The 21,610-nt window shown below is 57.9% G+C and carries 18 protein-coding genes and 1 riboswitch; of the genes, 16 read left to right on the forward strand and 2 right to left on the reverse strand.

Annotated features, from left to right (window positions below):
- Positions 1 to 199 precede the first annotated feature (199 nt).
- The 3 genes from ACPLUI_RS00605 to ACPLUI_RS00615 all read left to right on the forward strand — a co-directional run bounded on the left by ACPLUI_RS00605 (position 200) and on the right by ACPLUI_RS00615 (position 5,909).
- Positions 200 to 1,615, forward strand: a complete 1,416-nt coding sequence (locus ACPLUI_RS00605) for a sugar transferase (RefSeq protein ID WP_424658329.1) — start codon at positions 200 to 202, stop codon at positions 1,613 to 1,615.
- Positions 1,616 to 1,732: 117 nt separating this feature from the next.
- Entirely contained in the window at positions 1,733 to 3,109 is a 1,377-nt protein-coding gene (locus ACPLUI_RS00610; protein ID WP_424658330.1) for a phosphomannomutase/phosphoglucomutase, read from the forward strand.
- A 67-nt stretch (positions 3,110 to 3,176) separates the two neighbouring features.
- On the forward strand, positions 3,177 to 5,909 hold the full coding sequence (locus ACPLUI_RS00615; RefSeq protein ID WP_424658331.1) for an Ig-like domain-containing protein: 2,733 nt from the start codon (positions 3,177 to 3,179) through the stop codon (positions 5,907 to 5,909).
- A gap of 71 nt (positions 5,910 to 5,980) precedes the next feature.
- On the opposite strand, the gene ACPLUI_RS00620 is transcribed toward ACPLUI_RS00615, so the two are convergent.
- Both ACPLUI_RS00620 and ACPLUI_RS00625 read right to left on the reverse strand, forming a co-directional pair.
- Positions 5,981 to 7,345, reverse strand: coding sequence for a DUF1015 domain-containing protein (locus tag ACPLUI_RS00620; protein ID WP_424658332.1), 1,365 nt, complete (start codon positions 7,343 to 7,345; stop codon positions 5,981 to 5,983).
- Positions 7,338 to 7,685 carry a nucleotide pyrophosphohydrolase gene (locus ACPLUI_RS00625; protein ID WP_424658333.1) on the reverse strand — a complete coding sequence of 116 codons (348 nt, stop codon included), beginning with the start codon at positions 7,683 to 7,685 and terminating at the stop codon, positions 7,338 to 7,340. The genes ACPLUI_RS00620 and ACPLUI_RS00625 overlap by 8 nt, the downstream gene beginning before the upstream one ends.
- A 183-nt stretch (positions 7,686 to 7,868) precedes the next feature.
- Here ACPLUI_RS00625 and ACPLUI_RS00630 point away from each other — a divergent pair, with 183 nt between their 5' ends.
- The 13 genes from ACPLUI_RS00630 to ACPLUI_RS00690 all read left to right on the forward strand — a co-directional run bounded on the left by ACPLUI_RS00630 (position 7,869) and on the right by ACPLUI_RS00690 (position 21,569).
- The gene (locus tag ACPLUI_RS00630) at positions 7,869 to 8,570 is read left to right on the forward strand and encodes a hypothetical protein (RefSeq protein WP_424658334.1); all 702 of its coding nucleotides are present in this window, start codon (positions 7,869 to 7,871) and stop codon (positions 8,568 to 8,570) included.
- A gap of 98 nt (positions 8,571 to 8,668) precedes the next feature.
- Positions 8,669 to 9,214 (forward strand): hypoxanthine phosphoribosyltransferase, encoded by a 546-nt coding sequence (gene hpt, locus ACPLUI_RS00635; protein WP_424658335.1) that lies wholly within the window; start codon positions 8,669 to 8,671, stop codon positions 9,212 to 9,214.
- A 71-nt stretch (positions 9,215 to 9,285) separates the two neighbouring features.
- Positions 9,286 to 10,830: a glutamine-hydrolyzing GMP synthase gene (gene guaA / locus ACPLUI_RS00640; protein WP_424658336.1), complete on the forward strand. Its 1,545-nt coding sequence runs from the start codon at positions 9,286 to 9,288 to the stop codon at positions 10,828 to 10,830.
- Positions 10,831 to 10,916: 86 nt separating this feature from the next.
- Positions 10,917 to 11,030: riboswitch (guanidine-I (ykkC/yxkD leader) on the forward strand.
- 85 nt (positions 11,031 to 11,115) lie between these two features.
- Positions 11,116 to 12,492, forward strand: a complete 1,377-nt coding sequence (locus tag ACPLUI_RS00645; protein WP_424658337.1) for an NCS2 family permease — start codon at positions 11,116 to 11,118, stop codon at positions 12,490 to 12,492.
- 31 nt (positions 12,493 to 12,523) lie between these two features.
- Positions 12,524 to 13,057 (forward strand): 5-(carboxyamino)imidazole ribonucleotide mutase, encoded by a 534-nt coding sequence (purE, locus tag ACPLUI_RS00650; RefSeq protein WP_424658338.1) that lies wholly within the window; start codon positions 12,524 to 12,526, stop codon positions 13,055 to 13,057.
- The gene (gene purB, locus ACPLUI_RS00655) at positions 13,054 to 14,346 is read left to right on the forward strand and encodes an adenylosuccinate lyase (RefSeq protein WP_424658339.1); all 1,293 of its coding nucleotides are present in this window, start codon (positions 13,054 to 13,056) and stop codon (positions 14,344 to 14,346) included. The genes purE and purB overlap by 4 nt, the downstream gene beginning before the upstream one ends.
- 25 nt (positions 14,347 to 14,371) lie before the next feature.
- Positions 14,372 to 15,076, forward strand: a complete 705-nt coding sequence (gene purC / locus ACPLUI_RS00660; RefSeq protein ID WP_424658340.1) for a phosphoribosylaminoimidazolesuccinocarboxamide synthase — start codon at positions 14,372 to 14,374, stop codon at positions 15,074 to 15,076.
- Positions 15,077 to 15,097: 21 nt separating this feature from the next.
- Positions 15,098 to 16,519: an amidophosphoribosyltransferase gene (gene purF, locus ACPLUI_RS00665; protein WP_424658341.1), complete on the forward strand. Its 1,422-nt coding sequence runs from the start codon at positions 15,098 to 15,100 to the stop codon at positions 16,517 to 16,519.
- A 13-nt stretch (positions 16,520 to 16,532) separates the two neighbouring features.
- Complete coding sequence (purM, locus tag ACPLUI_RS00670) at positions 16,533 to 17,573, forward strand: phosphoribosylformylglycinamidine cyclo-ligase (protein WP_424658342.1); 1,041 nt, start codon at positions 16,533 to 16,535, stop codon at positions 17,571 to 17,573.
- Positions 17,574 to 17,590: 17 nt separating this feature from the next.
- Entirely contained in the window at positions 17,591 to 18,205 is a 615-nt protein-coding gene (purN, locus tag ACPLUI_RS00675; protein ID WP_424658343.1) for a phosphoribosylglycinamide formyltransferase, read from the forward strand.
- Positions 18,206 to 18,216: 11 nt separating this feature from the next.
- On the forward strand, positions 18,217 to 19,749 hold the full coding sequence (gene purH / locus ACPLUI_RS00680; protein ID WP_424658344.1) for a bifunctional phosphoribosylaminoimidazolecarboxamide formyltransferase/IMP cyclohydrolase: 1,533 nt from the start codon (positions 18,217 to 18,219) through the stop codon (positions 19,747 to 19,749).
- A gap of 23 nt (positions 19,750 to 19,772) precedes the next feature.
- Positions 19,773 to 21,047, forward strand: a complete 1,275-nt coding sequence (gene purD / locus ACPLUI_RS00685) for a phosphoribosylamine--glycine ligase (protein WP_424658345.1) — start codon at positions 19,773 to 19,775, stop codon at positions 21,045 to 21,047.
- A gap of 195 nt (positions 21,048 to 21,242) precedes the next feature.
- Positions 21,243 to 21,569, forward strand: a complete 327-nt coding sequence (locus ACPLUI_RS00690) for a YerC/YecD family TrpR-related protein (protein ID WP_424658346.1) — start codon at positions 21,243 to 21,245, stop codon at positions 21,567 to 21,569.
- The last annotated feature ends 41 nt before the right edge of the window (positions 21,570 to 21,610 follow it).

Genomic DNA, 21,610 nt, shown 5'->3' on the forward strand with positions numbered 1-21,610 from the left:
TGCACGGCTCCGCCGGGAGATGGGGCAAAAAGCCGGGCGGCTGGCCCGGGAAAGGTTTCCGGTGGAACGGATGGTAGAAAGCTATACGGCACTCTACGAAGAAATGATCCGGCACCCTGGTGAAGGAAAAATGCTCCAACCGTCGAAGTAAGTCAATAAGCAAAAAGCAGAACCATAATTTTCACTGGAAGTTTCTCCTATGAAAAAATTCCTGCGTCTTTTAAAACCACTTTTCCCATGGCTTCTGGCGCTCGGTGATGCTCTGGGGGTTCTGGGCGGTTATTACCTGGCTTTTATCCTGCGCTTCGCCGGCGTACTGCCGCCGGAAAACTGGCAGGCTTTTCTGCGGGCGCTTCCGGGCATCGGGGCAGTTACGTGGGTGATCTTTGGTACCCTGGGGCTGTACCAGAGGAGTTACAACGGTTTCATGCCCGTGCTGCGTGCGGCTTTAACCGGTGTGGCGGGCGTGGCTGTGGCCGCCATGGCCCTCACCTTCTGGCTGCGGGGTTTTGCCTTTCCCCGTAGCGTTTTGCTGCTGGCGCCGTTCATCCAGGCGGGGCTGATCTGCCTGTGGCGCTGCTTGTTCTGGCATCTCGAGCGCCGGCTTTACGGCCGGCGTGAGCTGCTGGTGGTGGGGCCGCCGGAGGAAGCCGCAGAAATCCTGGGCAAGGTGCTGGAACTGCCCCGGGGGTGGTTCAGGGTACGCAGGGTGCTGGCGCCGGGGGAACTGGGGGAATTAAAGAAATGGCTGCCCGCGGTGGATGCCGTGCTGGTGGTGCCCTCTCTCTCCAGGGAGGACAAGGCCGGAGTGGTCGGTGCCTGCCTCAAGGCCCGCCGGGAGGTCTTCCTGGTGCCTGATCTGTACGACATCTTGCTTATCCGGGCCAGCTTGACCCAGCTGGACGACCTGCCGGTGGTGGAAGTGCAGGACATCAGCCTCAGCTGGCCGCAGCGGGTGGCCAAGCGCGCGATGGATGTGGTGGTGGCGGGTCTGGGTTTGATTTTGGCGGCTCCGGTAATGGCCCTTTGTGTCCTGGCCATAGCCCTCACTTCTCCCGGCCCCGTCTTTTACACCCAGGAGCGAACGGGTTTCCGGGGCAAGACTTTTCGGGTCTACAAGTTTCGCACCATGATCCGGGATGCGGAAAAACAGACCGGACCGGTACTGGCAGGAGAGAAAGACCCGCGTATCACGCCGGTTGGCCGCATTTTGAGAGCCACCAGATTGGATGAGTTGCCGCAGCTTTTCAATGTGCTGAAGGGGGATATGAGCCTGGTAGGTCCCCGGCCCGAACGTCCTTTCTTCGTTAAACAGTTTGCGAGCGAAATACCCGATTATCACTACCGCCACCTGGTAAAACCCGGGCTTACCGGTCTGGCCCAGGTCCACGGCAAGTATACCACTTCCGCGGCGGACAAGCTCCGCTACGATCTTTACTACATCCGGAACTATTCCCTGCTCCTGGATCTGAAGATCTTGCTGCAGACCATACCCGTCATCCTGGGGGGTGAGGCGGCCCGGGGGCAAAGCGAGGTGGACCCGGAAAAGCGCGCAGCGATCCATGCCCTGGTGAGCGGTCAGCGCGAAGCAGCACCGGGCAACCAGGGGCACTGATTGGCCGGGTAGCAGACACATACTGCTGCAGGGCCGGCTGAATTTTTCGAGAATGCTCACTATCAGGAGAAGTAGAAGTAACTCCACAGAATAAGCTGCCAGGTGGTGGTACTGCACATGCCGTTTAATCCACACATTTTCCGCATGTACGACATCAGGGGCGTGGCGGATCAAGACCTCACAGGGGAAGTGGTCTTTACCCTGGGCAGGGCTCTTGGCTCCTATTTTTTAAAAAACGGCGGCCGTCGCGTCCTGGTGGGACGGGACAACCGCATCAGTTCCCCGCGCCTGCGGGACGCCCTGGTGGCGGGCCTGGTGGCCACCGGTTGCGAAGTGTGGGACGCGGGCGAGGTAGTAACGCCCATGCTCTATTTCGGGTGCACCCATCCCGGGCCGGGAAACGGCGTAATGATCACCGGAAGCCACAATCCGCCGGATGAAAACGGGTTCAAGGTTGTTGCCAACGGGAGCACAATTTACGGGGAGGAAATACAGCGCATACGGGAGCTTGTGCTCGCGGGGTCCTTCCCGACCGGAAGGGGCCGGGTCCGGGAGGTCGATGTGGTGCGCCCTTACCTGGAGGTGCTGCGCGAGAAGATCCACCCCGGCCCGCGCCGCCTGAAAGTGGCCGTGGACTGCGGGAATGGTACGGCAGCCCTGTTTGCCGAAGAAGTGCTGCGCGGCTGGGGGTGCGAAGTGGTACCACTCTACTGTACGTCCGACGGCAGCTTCCCTCACCATGAACCCGACCCGGTCAAAACGAAGAACCTGGCCGAGCTGCGGCGGGCGGTTGTGGAAGAGGGGTGCGACCTTGGAGTGGGATACGATGGTGATGCCGACCGGGTCGGCGTGGTGGACGAAAAGGGCAACGTCATCTGGGGCGACCGGCTGATGATCCTTTTCTGGCGGGAGATCCTCCCGCGTCACCCGGGGGTTACCTGCATCGTGGAGGTGAAATGCTCCCAGGCGCTGGTCGATGAGATCGTGCGCCTCGGCGGAAAGCCCCTGTTTTACCGGACGGGCCATTCCCTGATCAAGGCCAGGATGAAGGAGATTGGCGCGGTCTTCACCGGAGAGATGTCCGGCCACATGTTCTTCGCCGACGAATATTTCGGGTTCGACGACGCCTTTTACGCCACGGGGCGGCTCCTGCGCATCCTCTCTCACACCGGTAAACCGCTATCTTCGCTGCTGGCGGACGTCCCCGTGTACCACGCCACGGCTGAAACCCGCATACCCTGCCCGGATGAGGAGAAGTTCGCCGCCGTGTCCCGCGTCACAGAGCACTTCCGTAACACTTACCCGGTGATCGACGTTGATGGGGTGAGGGTCCTCTTCCCCGACGGTTGGGGCCTGGTACGGGCTTCCAACACCCAGCCGGTGCTGGTAGCCCGGTGTGAAGCGAGAACACCCGAAGGGCTCGACCGCATTTGCCGGGTCATGCACGAGGCCATACGGACGGCGGGCGTGGCCGATTTCAGATGGGAATTTTAAAGACAGGAACAGCGCTCCTGCCGGTATCCGATTTCATTTTCCGGTCGCAGAAGGATGAGAAAAAATATTGCCACAGAAAGGTAAGATAAAAAAAGTTCTTTCGCCAATCTCAATCGTACTGGTAGTATTACTGGTCGTTATGTTGCCTGCAACCACGCTCATGGCCGGTGAGTCACCCTGGCCGGTAAGTGGAGCAAATCCCTTGAAGGACCGGCGGGCCGCGGTAAGCGGGCCGGCCGCCGCACCCCAAGTCCAGTGGCGGTTCAAGACACCCACCGGTACCTTCAGCGGTGACCCGGTGTCCGGGCCGGACGGGACCATGTACGCCGGCACCACCGCAGGAGCGGTATACGCCCTGGATCGCGACAGCGGCCGTGTGAAATGGGCTACTTCACCGGGTTATCCGGTTATCGGGAGCCCCGCTGCTGGTTCCAGCGTGGTTTACATCACTTATGGGAAGTCTGACGGGTCCGGAACTGTTTTCGCGTTATCCTGCCTCAATGCTGTAGATGGCACGCCCCTGTGGTCACTGCGCAGCCCGCAGTACGCAGGCGCGGACCTTCCCATAACAGCCAGCCCCACCGTTGGCAGTGACGGGATTTATGTCCCCTTGCTTTACGGAGTCTGGAAAGTAAAGTTATCCGGGGAAACGGCCTGGCTTTACCGGGGATTGCCCTACCGGCATGAGAATCATTGCTCTCCAGCAGTGGCCAACAACCTGGTGCTGTTTGTAACTTCACTCGGGCGTACTTATGCTCTTTCCACCGCCAACGGGTCTGCCATGTGGTCTTACCTTTTACCCAATCCCCCCGTGTCTGGAAGCGTTGAAGAAATTACGCCCGCCGTGAGCCCTGATGGAAGCGTGGTGTACTGCTGTTTGAAAAATAGCTCGACAGTTTATGCTGTTTATACCCGTACCTGGGGCTTGAAATGGACTTTCACCGCCTCAGGCGCCACGGGGCCGGCGGCCGTCGGCCCTGACGGGACGGTTTACGTTTGCGATTTGAACGGAAAGCTGTTTGCTATTGATCCTGCGAGCGGGAGCCAGCGATGGTCTTATGAGACAGCGACCGGAGCTCCCGTAACCTCTCCGGCTGTCGGTAATGACGGGACCATATTCATTTTCCGTGGACCTGCCCTTTACGCTCTCGACCCCGGCGGCAATTTGAAATGGGAATACAACCCCGGGACCGGGGGGACCGGTTGTGGCTCACCGGTGCTCTGCGGTAACAATACAGTCCTTGTGTGGACCTGTTCTCCCGGAGAAGGTGAACTGCTTGCCATAGGCCAGGATACCACCCCGCCGGCGGTCATCGAATACAAACCGGAAAACGGGACCCCGGAAGTTCCGGTAGATGCGAACCTTGCGCTGACTTTCAGTGAAAATGTGGTTGCCAGGGAAGGCAAAAAGATCACCATCAAGAAGCAGTCCGATGATTCGACAGTAGAGGAGATCCCGGCAACCGGTCCCGGGGTCGTGATTGACAACAACAGTGTGAGTATCAATCCGGACAGCAGCCTGGACTGCGAAACCCGGTACTATGTTCTGGTTGAACCCGGAGCCTTTGCAGACCTTGCCGGTAACGATTATGCCGGGATCACTGAAAAGACGGCCTGGAACTTCACGACGGTTCCACCGCCCGTACAGGAAACACCCCCCCTTGTGGTTGTTTCCACGGATCCGGCAGACGGTGCTCTGGATGTCCCCCCGGATAAAACCATCACCATGATGTTCAACAAAGTGGTCCTGGCATCGAACACAACTGGGGGAATAAAGCTTTACAGACGGGATGACCCGGCCAGCGTTGTTTCTTTTACCTACCACATAGAGGAAACCATCCTTACCATCGACCCGGAATCCAACCTGGAGTACGGCCTTACATACACTCTCTTTATTCCCGCAGGCTCACTAAATGATCTGGACAAAAAAATACTTTCAGAAGACTGCAGCTTCAGTTTCACCACCGGGTCTGCCCCCGGTAACGGGGTTCCTGATAAAGGAACCACTGACACCTCTTCCGGTGGAGGACCCGCAGATCCTTATACCGGGACGGAAAATAAAGCAGGTGTGAATGATATAGCACCTTCCGGCGGGGTGGATGAACCCGCCGGACCTGAAAGCGGGACCCATGGCGAAATCTCCGGCGGTACTGATATTTATGACTCTCCTTCTGATGTAGCGGTTAAAGATGTGGAGACCGGTACTGCGGACCTCGAACCAAACGGTATGAACATGAAGATGAAGGTCCCCGCGGAAGGGTCGATCTTCAAGGACCTGGGCGGTCACTGGGCGGAAAAAACTGTTGCCGAACTGGCGGAAATGGGAATCGTGCGCGGCTATCCCGACGGCACTTTCAGGCCCAACAACGGGATAACCCGGGTGGAGCTCACGGCTCTTCTGGTCAGGGTTTTGAGGCTGCAGTATGGTCCCCGGCAGCGGAACATTCCCGCCCTGACCCTCGACGCAATGGAAGCAGGCCTGGAAAAAGACCCTACAGGATTTACGCCGGCAAAAAGTAAAAACCCCGCCGTTGAGGGGAATAAGGCAATCAGCAGGACAGAGCTTGCGAGTCTGCTCACGCAAGTGATAGAGCCTGAACCTGGCCGGGTACCCCCCGCAGACATCAAGTTCAACGATGCCGCGCGGATACCGGAATGGGGAGTAAAGCCGGTTGGCGTGACAGTTGCCAGAGGGGTTATGGGGGGATACCCCGACGGCACTTTCCGGCCGTGGAACCCGGCCACCAGGGCCGAGGCCGCCTCGGTGATGCTGCGTCTTTTAAAAGCCCTGGGGAGATAAACTTCCGCACAACAACGGCGGCGGACGTTCCTCCGGTCCAAGGAGGACGACCGCCGCCAACCAGTTTATCATTAAATATTAAAAAGCGGGTTGATGACCAGGCCCGTAATCAGCTTGGGGTAAAAGAAAGTGGATTTCTGGGGCATTTTTTCGCCGCTGGCAGCCACCGCAGTGACCTCCTCCACAAGAGTGGGGTTGAGGAAGAAGGCAAGCCGGTATTCGCCTTCGTCTACAGCTTTCAGTGCTCCCGCTTCCTCCCTGGTGTAGGTGAGGTGGCTCTCCCGGGCCCGCTCTGCACCGCCGATACCCAAAAGGCGGTCCAGGATCAGGTGGTGCAGCACTGAAACGTCCAGTCTCTGCCAGGCGGTTGAATGGCCTTCGGGCATCAGGCGGGATAATGCCCCTTCATCCCGCAGGGTCAGGAGATACAGGTGTCCACCACCGCAGTACAGGCCGAAGGAATGGCGGTGGGAAAGGTCCCCCGCACCGGGCCGGTCACTTTCCGTAAACCCTCCATGTCTCGCCAGCTCTCTGATGAAACCGTCAAAGTTGCCGTAGTCGGGAGCAAGAGGGAAGGCCTCTATCTCAAAATGCTCCCGTATCTTATCCAGAAATTCATCCACAACCAGACCCTCGACGTTACGAACCAGGCGGTGGGTCGGCAGTACCACCAGGCCTGGATCGTACAGGTTGACCAGGGTCATCATCACATAATCATAAGGTCCCGGTTCGGCGGGGTTGCCCTCCTCCTGCCGCCTTTCCCGGCTGTATGCCAGGGCCGTTTCGTAGCGGTGGTGGCCGTCGGCAATGAAAATGCGCCTGTCGGCCATGGCCTGCTGTACCTGCTTGATGACGCCGGGGTCCGTGACCACCCACAGCCGGTGGCCATGCCCGTTTTCACCGGTAAATTCCAGGTCCGGCGACCGGCCGGCTTGCGACCGCAAAAGGTTGTCCACGGTCATTTCCGCATCGGCATAAAGGCCAAAGATAGGGCTGAAATTGGCCCGGCAGGCCCGCATCAGCGCCAGGCGGTCGGCCTTGTGCCTGGGCAGGGTCTCCTCGTGGGGAAGGACCACACCCTTCTCGTAAGGCTCGAGCTTGACTGCACAGGTCATTCCGCTACGCACCAGGCGTTTCCCGCCAACGCTAAACTCCTGCTCGTAAAGATACAGGGCCGGGGATTTTTCCGGCACGAGCACTCCCGCCTCACGCCAGGCGTTAAAATCGGCTGCCGCCCGGGTGTAGCGGTTGTTGCTTTCGTCGTCCCCGGGATAGACCTTACCGTATTCCAGGCGGATGATATTGTAAGGGTGGCGCTGGTAGTAGTCGTCCTGGGCTTTTGCATCGATGACGTCGTAGGGCGGGGTCACCAGGTCGGCCAGGGGCCCCACACCGTCGGCGTAACGCAGTCCCCTGAAGGGTTTGATTTCAGCCAATCTCTTCACACTCCTCGCTCTCACTCTTTTTCCTCGTCCAGCGGTCACTGTCGCGCTGCCGGTATTTTTGCATCATGCGGCAAAAAGCCTCTTCCAGGTCAATGCCCAGGGAATTGGCATAACAAACGATAATGAAAAGCACATCTGCCAGTTCCAGGGCCAGATCCCCCGGGGGTTCCCCTGGTTTTTTGGGTTTCTGGCCGTAGAGATGATTGACTTCCCGTGCCAGTTCACCCACCTCTTCAGTCAGGCGGGCCAGCATGGCCAGCGGGTGCCAGTAACCCTCTTCAAACTGGCTGATCCACCGGTCCACTTCCTGCTGCATTTCCCTGATTTCCACACCAAACCTCTCCTGTCGCCAAGATACTTTCCAACCTTACCTTTGCCATTATACCCCGCAGGAAACAGGGTGAAAAGATCTATTTCCCGAAGTCTCCCCGGAACGGCCACAAATTTCACTTAATGGTCATATTTTCCCTCGCAGGGACATATTGTTTTCACAGGCAGGAAGGAGGGAAAGGTCATGGAAACAATGCGCGGGCCCCACTGGTTGATTCTACGCAAGAAATACCTGCTTGCCATCCTGGGCCTGCTCTTTATCCTCCTGGCTCTCTGGGGATTGTCAGGCAGAATGGCCCCCGAGCCACAGGTAGCTCCCGAACAGCTGCTGGCAGAAGCACTGGAAAAAACGGCTACCAGCAAAAGTTTCCGTTATCAGGTGGAAGCCAGACTGGGACAGGACGGTTTACTGAGCCAGGTGGAAGGGGAACGGCAGGCCCCCGACCGCATACACCTCAAAGGCACCATGTACAACAGCCCCGTAGAATTCATCCAGGTTGGGGGAAAAACCTACATGCGGGACCTGTGGACAAAAAAGTGGCTTACCCTGGAAGGAAACCGGCTGGCCCAGTCGGAACTTTTTGTAGCTGAATTCAACCCCCTGGGTTTTTTAAAGTTCAAAGACGTTGTGGGTGTCCACTATCTGGGTAAGGAAAAGTTGAAGGAAGGGCAAATGCTGGTGCTGGAATGTCACCCCCTCCTGGAGAATTCCTACCTGGAACAAAAGTATACGGACTATTACTGCAAGTTGTGGCTAGATCCCGAAAACCACCGTATTCGACAGGTGGTTCTGGAGGGAAAAGAACCGGGAAATAAAACGGGGTTCCTGGTGAGCCTGAAGCTCTGGGATTTTGACCGGGAGATGAACATCAACCCGCCGGTATGATTTTCGACAAATAATTGACGCTACTCTTTTTTTCTTTTATAATTTTTAAGGAACGCAGCACTGCTGCTGCATTTTTTGTTTTCAGGAGTGGTGTTCCTTTGTATAACGACATGGAAAGAGTTTTAATCACCGAAGACGAAATAGCACGGCGGGTACGCGAGCTGGGGGCGCAGATTTCCCGGGACTATGCCGGGAAGGAGTTACTGGTGGTCGGCATATTAAAGGGAGCGGTCATTTTTATGGCCGACCTGGTACGCTGCCTGAGCATCCCGGTACGGCTGGACTTTATGGCCGTCTCCAGTTACGGTGCTTCCAGTGAATCTACAGGCGTAGTGCGCATTTTAAAGGACCTGGAGCAGAACATCGAAGGACAGGATGTCCTGATAGTTGAAGATATCGTTGATACCGGCCTGACCCTGAACTACCTGCGGGAGAACCTGCTTACACGGGGGCCGGCCAGCTTGAAAATTTGTACCCTCCTGGACAAGCCCAGCCGGCGCAAAGTAGACGTGCGGGTGGACTACAACGGTTTCGTCATCCCCGATGAATTTGTAGTCGGTTACGGTCTGGATTACGACGGCCGCTACCGGCACCTGCGCGATATTCTCATCCTGAAACGCCAGGTTTATAGTGGCAGGGGTTAAGAACAGATCTAAGCGAAGGGGAAAATCGCTCGTAATATCAAAAGGCAGGAAAACCGGGAGGTCATTCAGCCATGTCCGTCCAGAACCAGCAGGAAATGGTTATTGTCCTGGACTTCGGCGGCCAGTACAGCCACCTGATCGCCCGCCGCATCCGGGAGCTGAAGGTATTTTGTGAAATGTTACCCTACAACACGCCCCTCGAGGAAATCAGGCGACATCATCCGCGGGGCATTGTTTTTTCGGGCGGCCCCGCCAGCGTCTACCAGCCCGGAGCTCCCACCGTGGACCCGGCCGTTTATGATCTGGGTATTCCCATCCTGGGCATTTGCTACGGCATGCAGTTGATGACCAGACAACTGGGGGGAACGGTGACGCGGGCCGAACATCACGAGTACGGCAAAACCGCCCTGGAAATACTGGACACCCACGACCTTTTCCGCGGCTTCGAGCCTGTTGAACAATGCTGGATGAGCCACGGCGACCGGGTGGAGGCGCCGCCCCCTGGATTTGAAGTCATCGCCCGCACGGAACAGGCTCCCGTAGCCGCCATGGCCAACCGGAAGCACAGGCTTTACGCCGTACAGTTTCACCCGGAAGTAATACATACTCCCAAGGGCCAGGACATCCTGCGTCATTTCCTTTACGATGTCTGCGGCTGTCAGGGTCGCTGGACCATGGGTTCCTTTATTGAGGAATCCATCAGGGAAATCCGCGCCCGGGTGGGGGACAGGCGCGCACTCTGTGCCATCAGCGGCGGTGTGGATTCCTCGGTGGCCGCCGTACTGGTCCACCGTGCCATCGGCGACCAGCTGACCTGCATTTTTGTTGACCACGGCCTGTTGCGCCGCGGCGAAGCCGGGCAGGTGGTCCAGGTCATTCGGGAGCAGTTTCATATTCCGCTGATCCATGTGGATGCCAGCAGGCGGTTTTTAAGCCGCCTGGCGGGAGTGACTGACCCCGAACAAAAGCGCAAAATCATAGGAGAGGAATTCATCCGGGTCTTCGAAGAAGAGGCCGCCAGGCTCGGAGAGGTGGACTTCCTGGTACAGGGAACCCTTTACCCCGACGTTGTGGAAAGCGGGACCGCCACGGCAGCTGTAATCAAATCCCACCACAACGTAGGCTGCCTGCCCGAGAACATGCAGCTGGAACTGATCGAGCCACTGCGCTGGCTTTTCAAGGACGAGGTGCGGGAACTGGGCAAAGAGCTGGGCCTGCCGGAAGAAGTGCTCTGGCGCCAGCCCTTCCCCGGACCGGGACTGGCCGTACGCATCCTGGGGGAAGTAACCCCGGATAAACTGGAGATCCTTCGCCATGCCGATGCCATTGTCACCGAGGAAATCCGGCGGGCCGGCCTGCACCGGCAAATCTGGCAGTATTTCGCGGTACTTCCGGGCCTGCGGAGTGTGGGAGTAATGGGTGACGGGAGGACCTATGCCTATACCGTAGCCCTGCGGGCGGTGCACAGCCACGACGGCATGACGGCCGACTGGGTACGCCTGCCCTACGAAGTGCTGGAACGCATATCCAGCCGCATTGTCAACGAAGTGCCGGGCGTAAACCGGGTGGTCTACGACATCACCTCCAAGCCGCCAGCCACCATCGAATGGGAGTGAAATGATTATTGACAGGCCCGTTCCCTCCTTGCTAAGATACTTTTGTAAGGATGGCTATTTTTCCCGATTGAAGATATATATTTTCGAGAAAGTGTACCTAGGGTTCCACACCCGGTCGTCAGGGTGGTTCGGTCCGAGCGGTACAGGCCCGGTCGATAAATTTTCCGGGTTACACCGGCAGGGAGAAAAGCCCAGGCGGTAGGTTTCTCACATCCAACGGAAACCTGCCCGCCTGGGCTGATTGTTTTAATAATTAATCTACTTAAAACAAGGAGGGGGCAAAACTTGCTGGAAAAACTTTTCAAGCTGCGCCAGTATCATACCAGTGCACGCACGGAAGTCATTGCCGGACTGACCACTTTTATGACGATGGCCTACATCCTGTTCCTCAACCCCAACATCCTGGCCGCTACCGGCATGGATAAAAACGCGGTCTTTTTTGCTACTGCCGTCAGCGCAGGCTTGATCACCATTGCCATGGGCCTTCTGGTCAACTATCCCATCGCCCTGGCACCTGGTATGGGCCTGAATGCCTATTTTGCCGCCGTAGCCGCCCAGCATGTGGGCATGCCCTGGCAGGTGGCCCTGGGTGCGGTATTCATCTCCGGTATCATTTTTATTCTCCTCACCATCACACGCATCCGCCAGCTGCTGGTGGTAGCCGTACCCAACTCCATTAAAAAGGCAATTATCGTGGGTATCGGGCTGTTCATCACCATGCTGGGCCTGAAAATGGCCGAGTTCATGGTAGTCAAAGCAGGACCGGTAATCCCACCCACCATGGAAGCGCTCTCCAAACCAGGTGGTATTGCCACCCTGCGTTTTTTTGAATGGAATATCTCTTTGGGCAGCTTTGCCAACCCGGTTACCCTGCTGGCCCTGATCGGCCTGGTCATAACCGTCCTGTTAATGGCCAGGAATGTCAAAGGAGCGCTGTTGCTGGGCATTATCCTGACCACTCTCATCGGGATCCCCATGGGGGTCACTCAAATTCCGGCCAACTTCCAGCCCTTCGCCCTGCCCGATTTTTCCCGCCTGGCGGTGGGCAAGCTAGATCTGGCCGGCGCGCTGCACATGGGCCTCTGGACGGTGATCTTCACCTTCACCTTCGTCGAGCTCTTTGATACCTTCGGCACCCTGGTGGGCACTGCCGGCAAAGCGGGACTTCTGGACGAAAACGGCCAGTCACCCCGGTTGGGCCGGGCGATGCTGGTGGATGCCTGCGGAGTGGCTTTCGGTGCCCTCATGGGTACCAGCACCGTTACCGCCTACATCGAAAGCACCGCAGGCATTGCCGAGGGTGGCCGCACCGGGCTAACGGCCGTAACCACAGGCATCTTGTTCCTGCTGGCTCTAATCCTGGCACCGGTGGCCGGGTTGATTCCGGGCGCAGCCACCGCACCGGCGCTGATCATCGTCGGTCTGCTCATGGCCCAGGCGGTAAAAGGCATTGATTTTGAAGATTTTACTGAAGGAATGCCGGCCTTCTTAACCATAGTTTTGATGCCCTTCACCGGTAGCATCGCCAATGGCATTGCCGCCGGGATCATCTTCTACACCCTGCTCAAATTGATCAGCGGTCGTACCCGGGAAGTCCACTGGCTTATGTGGGTGCTGACCGTGCTGGTACTCGCCCGCTACCTGTTCCTGGCAGAACACTGAGAAACAACTTCTACAGGATGAGGTGATAGCCATGAACAAACCGCTGGTTGGTATTGTTATGGGCAGCGACTCGGATCTGCCGGTAATGAAAGAAGCCGTGGACATGCTGGAGAAATTCGGCCTGCCCTACGAAGTAAGCATCTCCTCCGCCCACCGGGCACCGGAACTGACCGCGGAATACGCCCGGTCAGCGGTGGAACGCGGGCTGGCGGTTATCATCGCTGCCGCCGGGGTGGCCGCCCACCTGCCGGGGGTCATTGCCGCTCAAACCCCCCTGCCCGTGATCGGCGTACCCATCAAAAGCGGGCCCTTGAGCGGGGTGGATGCCCTCTATTCCATGGTTCAAATGCCCCCCGGCATTCCCGTGGCCACCGTAGCCATTAACGGCGCCAGAAATGCAGCCATCCTTGCGGCCCAGATCATCGGCGCCACAAACCCGGAAGTGCGGGCAAAGGTCCTGCGGTACAAGGAAGAGCTGGCCCGGGCGGTGGAAGAAAAAGCCCGCCGACTGCAGGAACTGGGTGTGGCGGGTTATCTTGAACAAATGGGAGGGACCAGGGGATGATTGAGCGTTACACGCTGCCGGAAATGAAGGCCATCTGGTCCCAGGAAAACAAGTTCCGCAAGTGGCTGGAGGTAGAAATCTACGCCTGTGAAGCCATGGCCGAAATGGGTTTGATTCCGGAAGAGGCCTTCAGGCAGATCAGGGAAAAAGCAGACTTCAATATACGGCGTATTGAAGAAATAGAGGCGGTAGTCAACCACGACGTCATTGCCTTCCTCACCTGTGTTGGGGAATATGTGGGTGATGCAGCCAGGTACATCCACATGGGCCTTACCTCTTCCGACGTGCTGGATACCGCCCTGGCCGTCCTCATGAAGGAGGCCGGCCAGCAAATTTTAAGGCGCCTCGAGGAACTGCGGGTGGTACTTCTGGAACGGGCCAGGGAGCACCGCTACACTTTGATGATCGGCCGCACCCACGGGGTACATGCCGAACCCATCACTTTCGGTTTGAAAATGCTTCTCTGGGTCGCCGAAACAGAACGGAACATAAACCGCATGAAGCGGGCCATAGACATTATCAGTGTGGGTAAAATCTCCGGTGCGGTGGGTACCTACGCGAACATAGACCCCCGGGTGGAAGCCCATGTTTGCCGCCGCCTGGGCCTGCGCCCGGCGCGGATTTCCACCCAGGTGCTCCAGCGGGACCGCCACGCCGAATTTATGACCACTCTGGCCGTCATCGGCAGCTCCCTGGATAAGTTCGCCACGGAAATCCGCAACCTGCAGCGCACGGACATTCTCGAGGTGGAAGAATACTTTGCCAGGGGGCAGAAGGGTTCCTCGGCCATGCCCCACAAGCGAAACCCCATCACTGCCGAGCGCATCAGCGGTCTGGCCCGGATCCTGCGGGGCAACGCCCTGGCCGCATTGGAAAACGTGGCCCTGTGGCACGAGCGGGATATCTCCCATTCCTCGGTGGAACGGGTGATTATTCCCGACAGCACCATTACCCTGGACTACATGCTTTACAAGATGACGGCCATTATGAAAGAACTGCTGGTCTACCCGGAAAACATGCGCAAAAACCTGGAGCGCACCCACGGCCTGCTCTTCTCCCAGCGGGTGCTCCTGGCCCTGGTGGAAAAGGGCCTGTCCCGGGAACGGGCCTACGAACTGGTACAGCGCAACGCCATGCGCTCCTGGCGGGAGGGTATTGGCCTGGAAACGCTCTTGAAGGAAGATGGAGACATTACCGCCGTTCTTTCTCCACAGGAAATTGAATCCCTCTTTAATTACGAGTATCACCTGCGCCATGTCGACGAGATATACAGGCGTTTTGGCCTCTAAATTTTGCCAGAAAGGGAGGATTAACTTGGAAAAGAAAGAATTGCTGTACGAAGGGAAAGCCAAGAAGATTTACCGTACCGGGGATCCCGGCGTGTACCTGGTGGAATACAAGGACGACGCCACCGCCTTTAACGGGCTGAAAAAGGGAATCATCTCCGGCAAAGGTGAGCTTAACAACAAGATCTCGGCCCACTTCTTCCGCCTCCTGGAACACAGAGGTATTGCCACTCACTTTCTGGAACAGGTGGGCGACCGGGAGATGCTGGTCCGGGCGCTCGAGATAATACCGGTGGAAGTCGTGGTGCGCAACATTGCCGCCGGCAGCCTGGCCAAGCGTCTGGGCCTGGCCGAGGGCACGGTGCTCCCCCACCCGGTAGTGGAGTACTATTACAAGAGCGATGAACTTGGAGATCCCCTGATTAACGATGACCACATCGCGGTCCTGGGCCTGGCCAGCACGGAGGAAATGAACGTCATAAAAAATACGGCCCTGGTAATTAACGACATCCTGCGGGAATACCTGGCCGGCCGCAATCTGGTGCTGGTGGACTACAAGCTGGAGTTCGGCCGCAGTGACAAAGAGATCCTCCTGGGAGATGAGATTTCTCCCGATACCTGCCGTTTCTGGGATGCCCAAACAAAAGAAAAACTGGATAAGGACCGCTTCCGCCGTGATTTGGGCGGTGTTGAAGAGGCCTACCAGGAGGTCTGGCGCCGGCTGGTTGGTTAACCAAAAGGAGGGGGAGAAAAGGTGGGAGCCGCCAACAACTGGTGGACGGATAAGCCAAAGGAAGAGTGCGGCGTTTTCGGGATCTACGCCCCCGGTAAAGATGTAGCCCGGCTCACTTATTACGGTTTGTACGCCCTGCAGCACCGGGGACAGGAAAGCGCCGGCATTGCTGTGGCCGACGGCAGGCATGTGCGGCTGCATAAGGGTATGGGGCTGGTGCCGGAGGTTTTCCATCAGGAAAACCTGGATGCCTTGAAGGGCCATGTCGCGATCGGCCATGTGCGTTATTCCACCACTGGAGCCAGTTCCCCCATGAACGCCCAGCCCCTGGTCTTCCGTTACGCCGGCGGCATGCTGGGTCTGGCCCATAACGGCAACCTGACCAACGTTAGCGAATTAAGGGCCAGGCTGGCCTCCACGGGTTCCGTCTTCCAGTCCTCCACAGACAGCGAGGTAATTGTCAACCTGATAGCCCGCTACGGCCAGACCGGCCTGGTCGATGCCATCATGAAATGCATGATCGACCTCAAGGGTGCTTATTCCCTGGTCATCCTTACCGAAAGAAACCTGCTGGCCGTACGGGACCCTCATGCCTTTCGCCCCCTCTGTCTGGGCACCCTCCCCGGTGGGGGCTACGTGGTAGCCTCGGAATCGTGTGCCCTGGACACCGTCGGTGCCCGCTGGCTCCGGGACGTGGCCCCGGGAGAAATAATCATCGTTGATGAGAACGGGTTGACCAGCCTGCAGGGAATGCTACCGCGCCAGCGCGCTCACTGCATCTTTGAATACATTTATTTCGCCCGGGCCGACAGCTTGATGGACGGTTTTAACGTCAACCGGGTGCGCCGGGAAATGGGGCGCCAGCTGGCCCGGGAATACGCGGCGGAAGCCGACCTGGTCATTCCCGTGCCGGACTCGGGCATAGCTGCCGCCCGGGGCTATGCCGAAGCGTCAGGGCTCCCCTTTGAGGAGGGATTGATGAAAAACCGCTATATTGGACGGACCTTCATCCAGCCCAGCCAGGACCTGCGGGACCTCGGGGTGAGACTGAAGTTAAATCCCATCCGGGAAGTACTGGCAGGCAAGCGAGTCATCATGGTGGACGATTCCCTGGTCAGGGGTACCACCAGCAGCAAATTGATCGCCATGTTGCGGGATTGCGGCGTCAAGGAGGTACACCTCTGCCTGTCTTCCCCTCCAGTGATACATTCCTGCTACTATGGCATTGATACCTCCAACGAAGAGGAACTGATCGCCGCCCGGATGCCCCTCGAAGAAATTCGCCGCAAGATCAATGCGGATGGTTTGTATTATCTGAGCATCGAGGGTCTTCTGTCCGTCTTCGGTGAACGCCGCAACGACTTCTGTACAGCCTGTTTTACCGGAGATTACCCGGTAGCAGTGCCGCAGCCTGAAAAAGCCGGAAAATTCAGCCTGGAGTAGGGGGGAAGGAGACTTGACCCTGAAGAAAGGGCTAACCTATGCCGATGCAGGAGTGGATATCGACGCCGGAAACCGGGCGGTAGAAATGATGAGGGATTGCGTACGCAGCACCTTCCGTCCCGGAGTGCTTGCGGAAATCGGTGGGTTCGGGGGGCTCTTTGCTCTGGATACCACCCGCTACCGCCAGCCTGTGCTGGTATCCGGCACCGACGGCGTGGGCACCAAGTTGAAAATAGCTATACTTATGGACCGCCATGATACCATTGGTATAGACGCCGTGGCCATGTGCGTGAATGACATCCTGGTCCAGGGGGCCGAACCTCTCTTTTTCCTTGACTATCTGGCCGTGGGTAAACTGGTTCCGGAGAAGGTGGCGGCCATAGTATCCGGCGTAGCCGCGGGTTGCCGGGAGGCCGGCTGCGCCCTGATCGGCGGGGAAACGGCGGAAATGCCCGGTTTTTACGGACCTGAAGAATACGATCTGGCAGGTTTTGCGGTTGGCGTGGTGGAAAGAGAGCGAATTATTGACGGCTCCACCATCCGTCCCGGCGACCGGCTGGTCGGCCTCCCCTCCTCCGGCCTGCACAGCAATGGTTATTCCCTGGCGCGGCGGGTGCTGCTGGAGGTAGCCGGATACGGGGTGGACACCTACCAGGAGGACCTGGGACGCACCGTGGGTGAGGAAATGCTGGAACCCACCCGCATTTACGTCCGCACGGTATTGCCCCTGCTGGAACAATTCGACATCCGCGGCCTGGCCCACATTACCGGCGGCGGTCTTACCGAAAATATACCCCGCATTTTGCCCCCGGGTACGGCCGCAGTCCTGGAACGCCGGTCCTGGCCCGTACCTCCGGTATTTCCCCTCATCCAGTCCATAGGTCAGGTGGCGGAAGAGGAAATGTTCCGCACCTTTAATATGGGCCTGGGACTGATCATGGTGGTCCCGCCGGAACAAACAGACGCCCTCTTAACACACCTGTCACAACTGGGCGAGAAAGCCTACCTTGTAGGTGAAATAACCGGAGGTAGACGGGAAGTAAAGTATGTATAAGTCGGGGGGAAGATAATATGAAAAAATTGCGTCTGGGAGTCCTGGCCTCGGGTCGGGGCTCCAACCTGCAGGCCATCATGGATGCCATTGACGAAGGACGACTGTCAGCCGAGGTAGTGGTGGTGATCAGCGACAATGGAGAGGCACAAGCTCTCGAACGTGCCCGCCTCCGCAGCATACCGGCTATCCATATCGACCCGGTTAAATTTCCCGATAAACACACGTATGAAGAAGCCATTGTGGAAACCCTAAAAAAACACCAGGTTGAACTTGTGTGCCTGGCCGGCTACATGCGCCTGGTGGGCAGGAACATGCTGGAAGCTTTTCCTAACCGCATCATGAACATACACCCGGCCCTGCTGCCGGCCTTTCCCGGCCTGCACGCCCAGCAGCGAGCTCTGGAATACGGCGTCCGCTACAGTGGCTGCACGGTACACTTTGTGGATGAAGGAATGGATACCGGACCAATCATTCTGCAGGCCGTAGTTCCGGTTTTACCCGACGACACCCCCGAAACCCTGGCCGGCCGCATTCTGGAACAAGAGCACCGTATCTATCCTGAAGCCATTGCTCTCTTTGCCGCCGGTCGGCTGGAAATAAAGGGTAAACGGGTCTATATTAAGAAAGACTAAGGAGGGTTTATATGCGTGCCCTGATCAGCGTTTCGGATAAAACGGGACTGGTAGAACTGGCCCGGGGGCTGGTGGACCTGGGGGTGGAAATCGTATCCACCGGGGGAACCGCCCGCACCTTGAAAGAAGCCGGCTTGCCCGTTACATACATTTCAGAGGTCACCGGCTTTCCCGAGATCCTGGACGGCCGTGTGAAAACACTGCACCCCGCCGTCCACGGAGGGATCCTGGCCCTGCGCACCCCCGACCACCTGAATCAGCTGGAAGCACACCACATCACCCCCATCGACATAGTGGTGGTTAACCTGTACCCGTTCCGGGAAACCATTAAACGCCCCGGTGTAACCCTGGAAGAAGCCATCGAAAATATCGACATCGGTGGTCCGGCGATGGTGCGGGCTGCGGCGAAGAACCACCGTTACGTACTGGTAGTGGTTAACCCGGCCCGTTACACACAGGTGCTCAAAGCTCTAGCGGAAGGAAAGGTCAGCGATGATTTGCGCCTGGAACTGGCCCGGGAAGCCTTTGCCCATACGGCCGCTTATGACACCGCCATCGCTGCCTACCTGCAGAAACAGATCCAGGGGGATGATCTCTTCCCTCCGGCCTGGCACATGTCCGTTGAGCTTGCCCAACCCCTGCGCTACGGGGAGAACCCTCACCAGCGGGCCGCCTTTTACCGGGACCCCACCGTTACGGGCCCCTGTGTGGGCAATGCCGTGCAGCTGGCCGGAAAAGAGCTTTCCTTTAATAACATTCTGGATTTAAACGCCGCCCTGGAGCTGGTACGGGAATTTATCGATCCCTCGGTGGTAATCATCAAGCACAACAACCCCTGCGGAGCGGCCAGTGCTGACGACCTGGCCACAGCCTACCGCCTGGCCTACGAGGGCGACCCCGTATCGGCTTTTGGTGGCATAGTGGCCTGCAACCGCACCGTGGATAAAGAAACGGCCATGCAAATGGCCTCCATATTCCTGGAAGCTGTGATTGCCCCCGACTTTACCCCCGAAGCACTGGAAATACTGACCCGCAAGGCCAGCCTGCGTCTTTTAAAAACCGGACCTCTGACCGTCCGGTCCACAGACCGCCTGGATATCCGCAAAGTGAACGGCGGCCTGCTTATTCAGGAGGCTGATCTCGAGTTGACCCGCCCCGACGAGGTAAGGGTGGTCACCGAAAAACAACCCACTCAAGAGCAGCTGGCCGAGATGGCCTTTGCCATGGCCGTGGTCAAGCACGTGAAGTCCAACGCCATTGTGGTTACCAGGAACCGCCAGCTCATTGGCGTGGGGGCAGGGCAGATGAACCGGGTGGGAGCGGCCCGGATCGCTCTTGAGCAGGCGGGTGAAAAGGCCAGAGGTGCAGTGCTGGCTTCGGACGCCTTCTTTCCTTTCCGGGACACGGTAGATGAAGCAGCTAAAGCCGGTATTGCGGCCATTATCCAGCCCGGGGGGTCGCTCCGGGACGAAGAGTCCATTGCCGCCTGCAACGAATACGGTATAACCATGGTCTTCACCGGCATGCGTCATTTCAAACACTAGTGCAGCAGGAGGGCTGACAACAAATGAAAGTACTGGTGGTGGGCGGCGGCGGCCGGGAACACGCCCTGGTATGGAAACTGAAACAGAGCCCACGGGTAAAAGAAATTTTTTGCGCCCCGGGCAATGCCGGAATTGCTTCCCATGCCCGCTGTATTCCCATCGGAGCAGAAGACATCTCCGGCCTGCTGGCCTTTGCCAGGCGGGAAAAAATCGACCTCACCGTGGTAGGACCGGAAGGCCCCCTGACCATGGGCATTGTAGATTCCTTCAATGAGGCGGGCCTGGCCATTTTCGGGCCAACCGCTCGCGCCGCCGCCATTGAGGGCAGCAAGGTGCTGGCCAAGGAAATAATGGCCAGGTATGGCATTCCCACGGCACGGTTTGCCGCTTTTAGCGATGCCGGGGAAGCATCCGCCTACATCCGGAAATTAAACGCTCCCTGCGTGGTGAAGGCCGACGGCCTGGCCGCCGGTAAAGGAGTGATTGTTTGCCGGACGGTGGAAGAGGCCCTGAAGGCAGTGGAAGAGATCATGGTCAAGGGTGTGTTTGGTGCCGCAGGCAGCCGGGTGGTGGTGGAGGAATACCTCACCGGTCAGGAAGTAAGCATCCTGGCCTTTACCGATGGGGAAACGGTTATGCCCATGCTCCCCGCCCAGGACCACAAACAGGTTTATGATGGGGACCGGGGACCCAATACCGGCGGCATGGGAGCGTATGCACCCGCTCCCGTCTGCACGCCGGAGGTGTACCACGCCGCCCTGGAAAAGATACTTATCCCCACCGTCCGGGCCATGGCTGCTGAAGGAAGGCCTTACCGTGGAGTCCTCTACGCGGGGTTGATGGTCACTGATGAAGGCCCCAAAGTCCTGGAATTCAACGCCCGTTTTGGCGATCCGGAAGCCCAGCCGGTGCTCATGCTCCTGAAAACCGACCTGGTGGAGATCATCGAAGCGGTATTATCCGGCCGCCTGGCAGAAAAAGAGATCCACTGGCAGCCGGGAGCAGCCGTATGTGTAGTGCTGACTTCCGGGGGTTACCCCGGCCGTTATCGGAAGGGGTATCCCATTTCCGGCCTGGACCGGGTTCCTCCCGGCGTTATGGTATTTCATGCCGGCACGGCCCTGGAAGACGGCCGGGTGGTTACCGCCGGCGGCAGGGTCCTGGGTGTAACCGCTGCGGCCGAAACCATCGCCGCAGCCATCGGAAAAGCATATAGCGCCGTGGAACAAATCCACTTTGAAGGCATGCACTACCGGCGGGACATCGGCCGCAAGGCTTTAGCCATGACTTCCGGCTGAACCTGCCCGGACAAGAGATCGTACGCCGGGTCCGAACGAGTACCTCAACACTGCCATCTTTGCATTGGGGGACATCATACGGTGCCCCCTTTACTTTTGTAAAGAAGAAAAGGAATTTTTACCCCGGTGTCGAAGTCCACTGGAAAGAACCCTGTTCCCTTTGGGAATAATAGGTTAAGCCAGGGGGAGTGGCCGATGGCATACACGGGTAAATTAAAAGACCCGCTATTGGACGATTTATTCGAAGCAGTGCTTACACTGCGGGATGTGGACGAATGTTACCAGTTCTTTGAAGACATCTGCACCGTAGCCGAACTGAAAGCTATGGCCCAGCGCCTGGCTGTAGCCAAAATGTTGCAGGAAAACCGTACCTATACGGAAATCGCCGCCCAAACGGGAGCCAGCACGGCTACCATCAGCCGGGTTAAACGCTGCCTGAATTACGGTGCCGACGGCTATAAACTTGTCCTGGCCCGGCTCGGCCGGGAAGGTAAAAGCCATCAAGCCAGAAGTGGTGGTTGACACAACTATCGATTAATTTTATTATGATATCATCGTTGCAA

The sequence above is a fragment of the Desulfofundulus sp. genome (assembly GCF_049701015.1).
GTDB lineage: Bacteria > Bacillota > Desulfotomaculia > Desulfotomaculales > Desulfovirgulaceae > Desulfofundulus.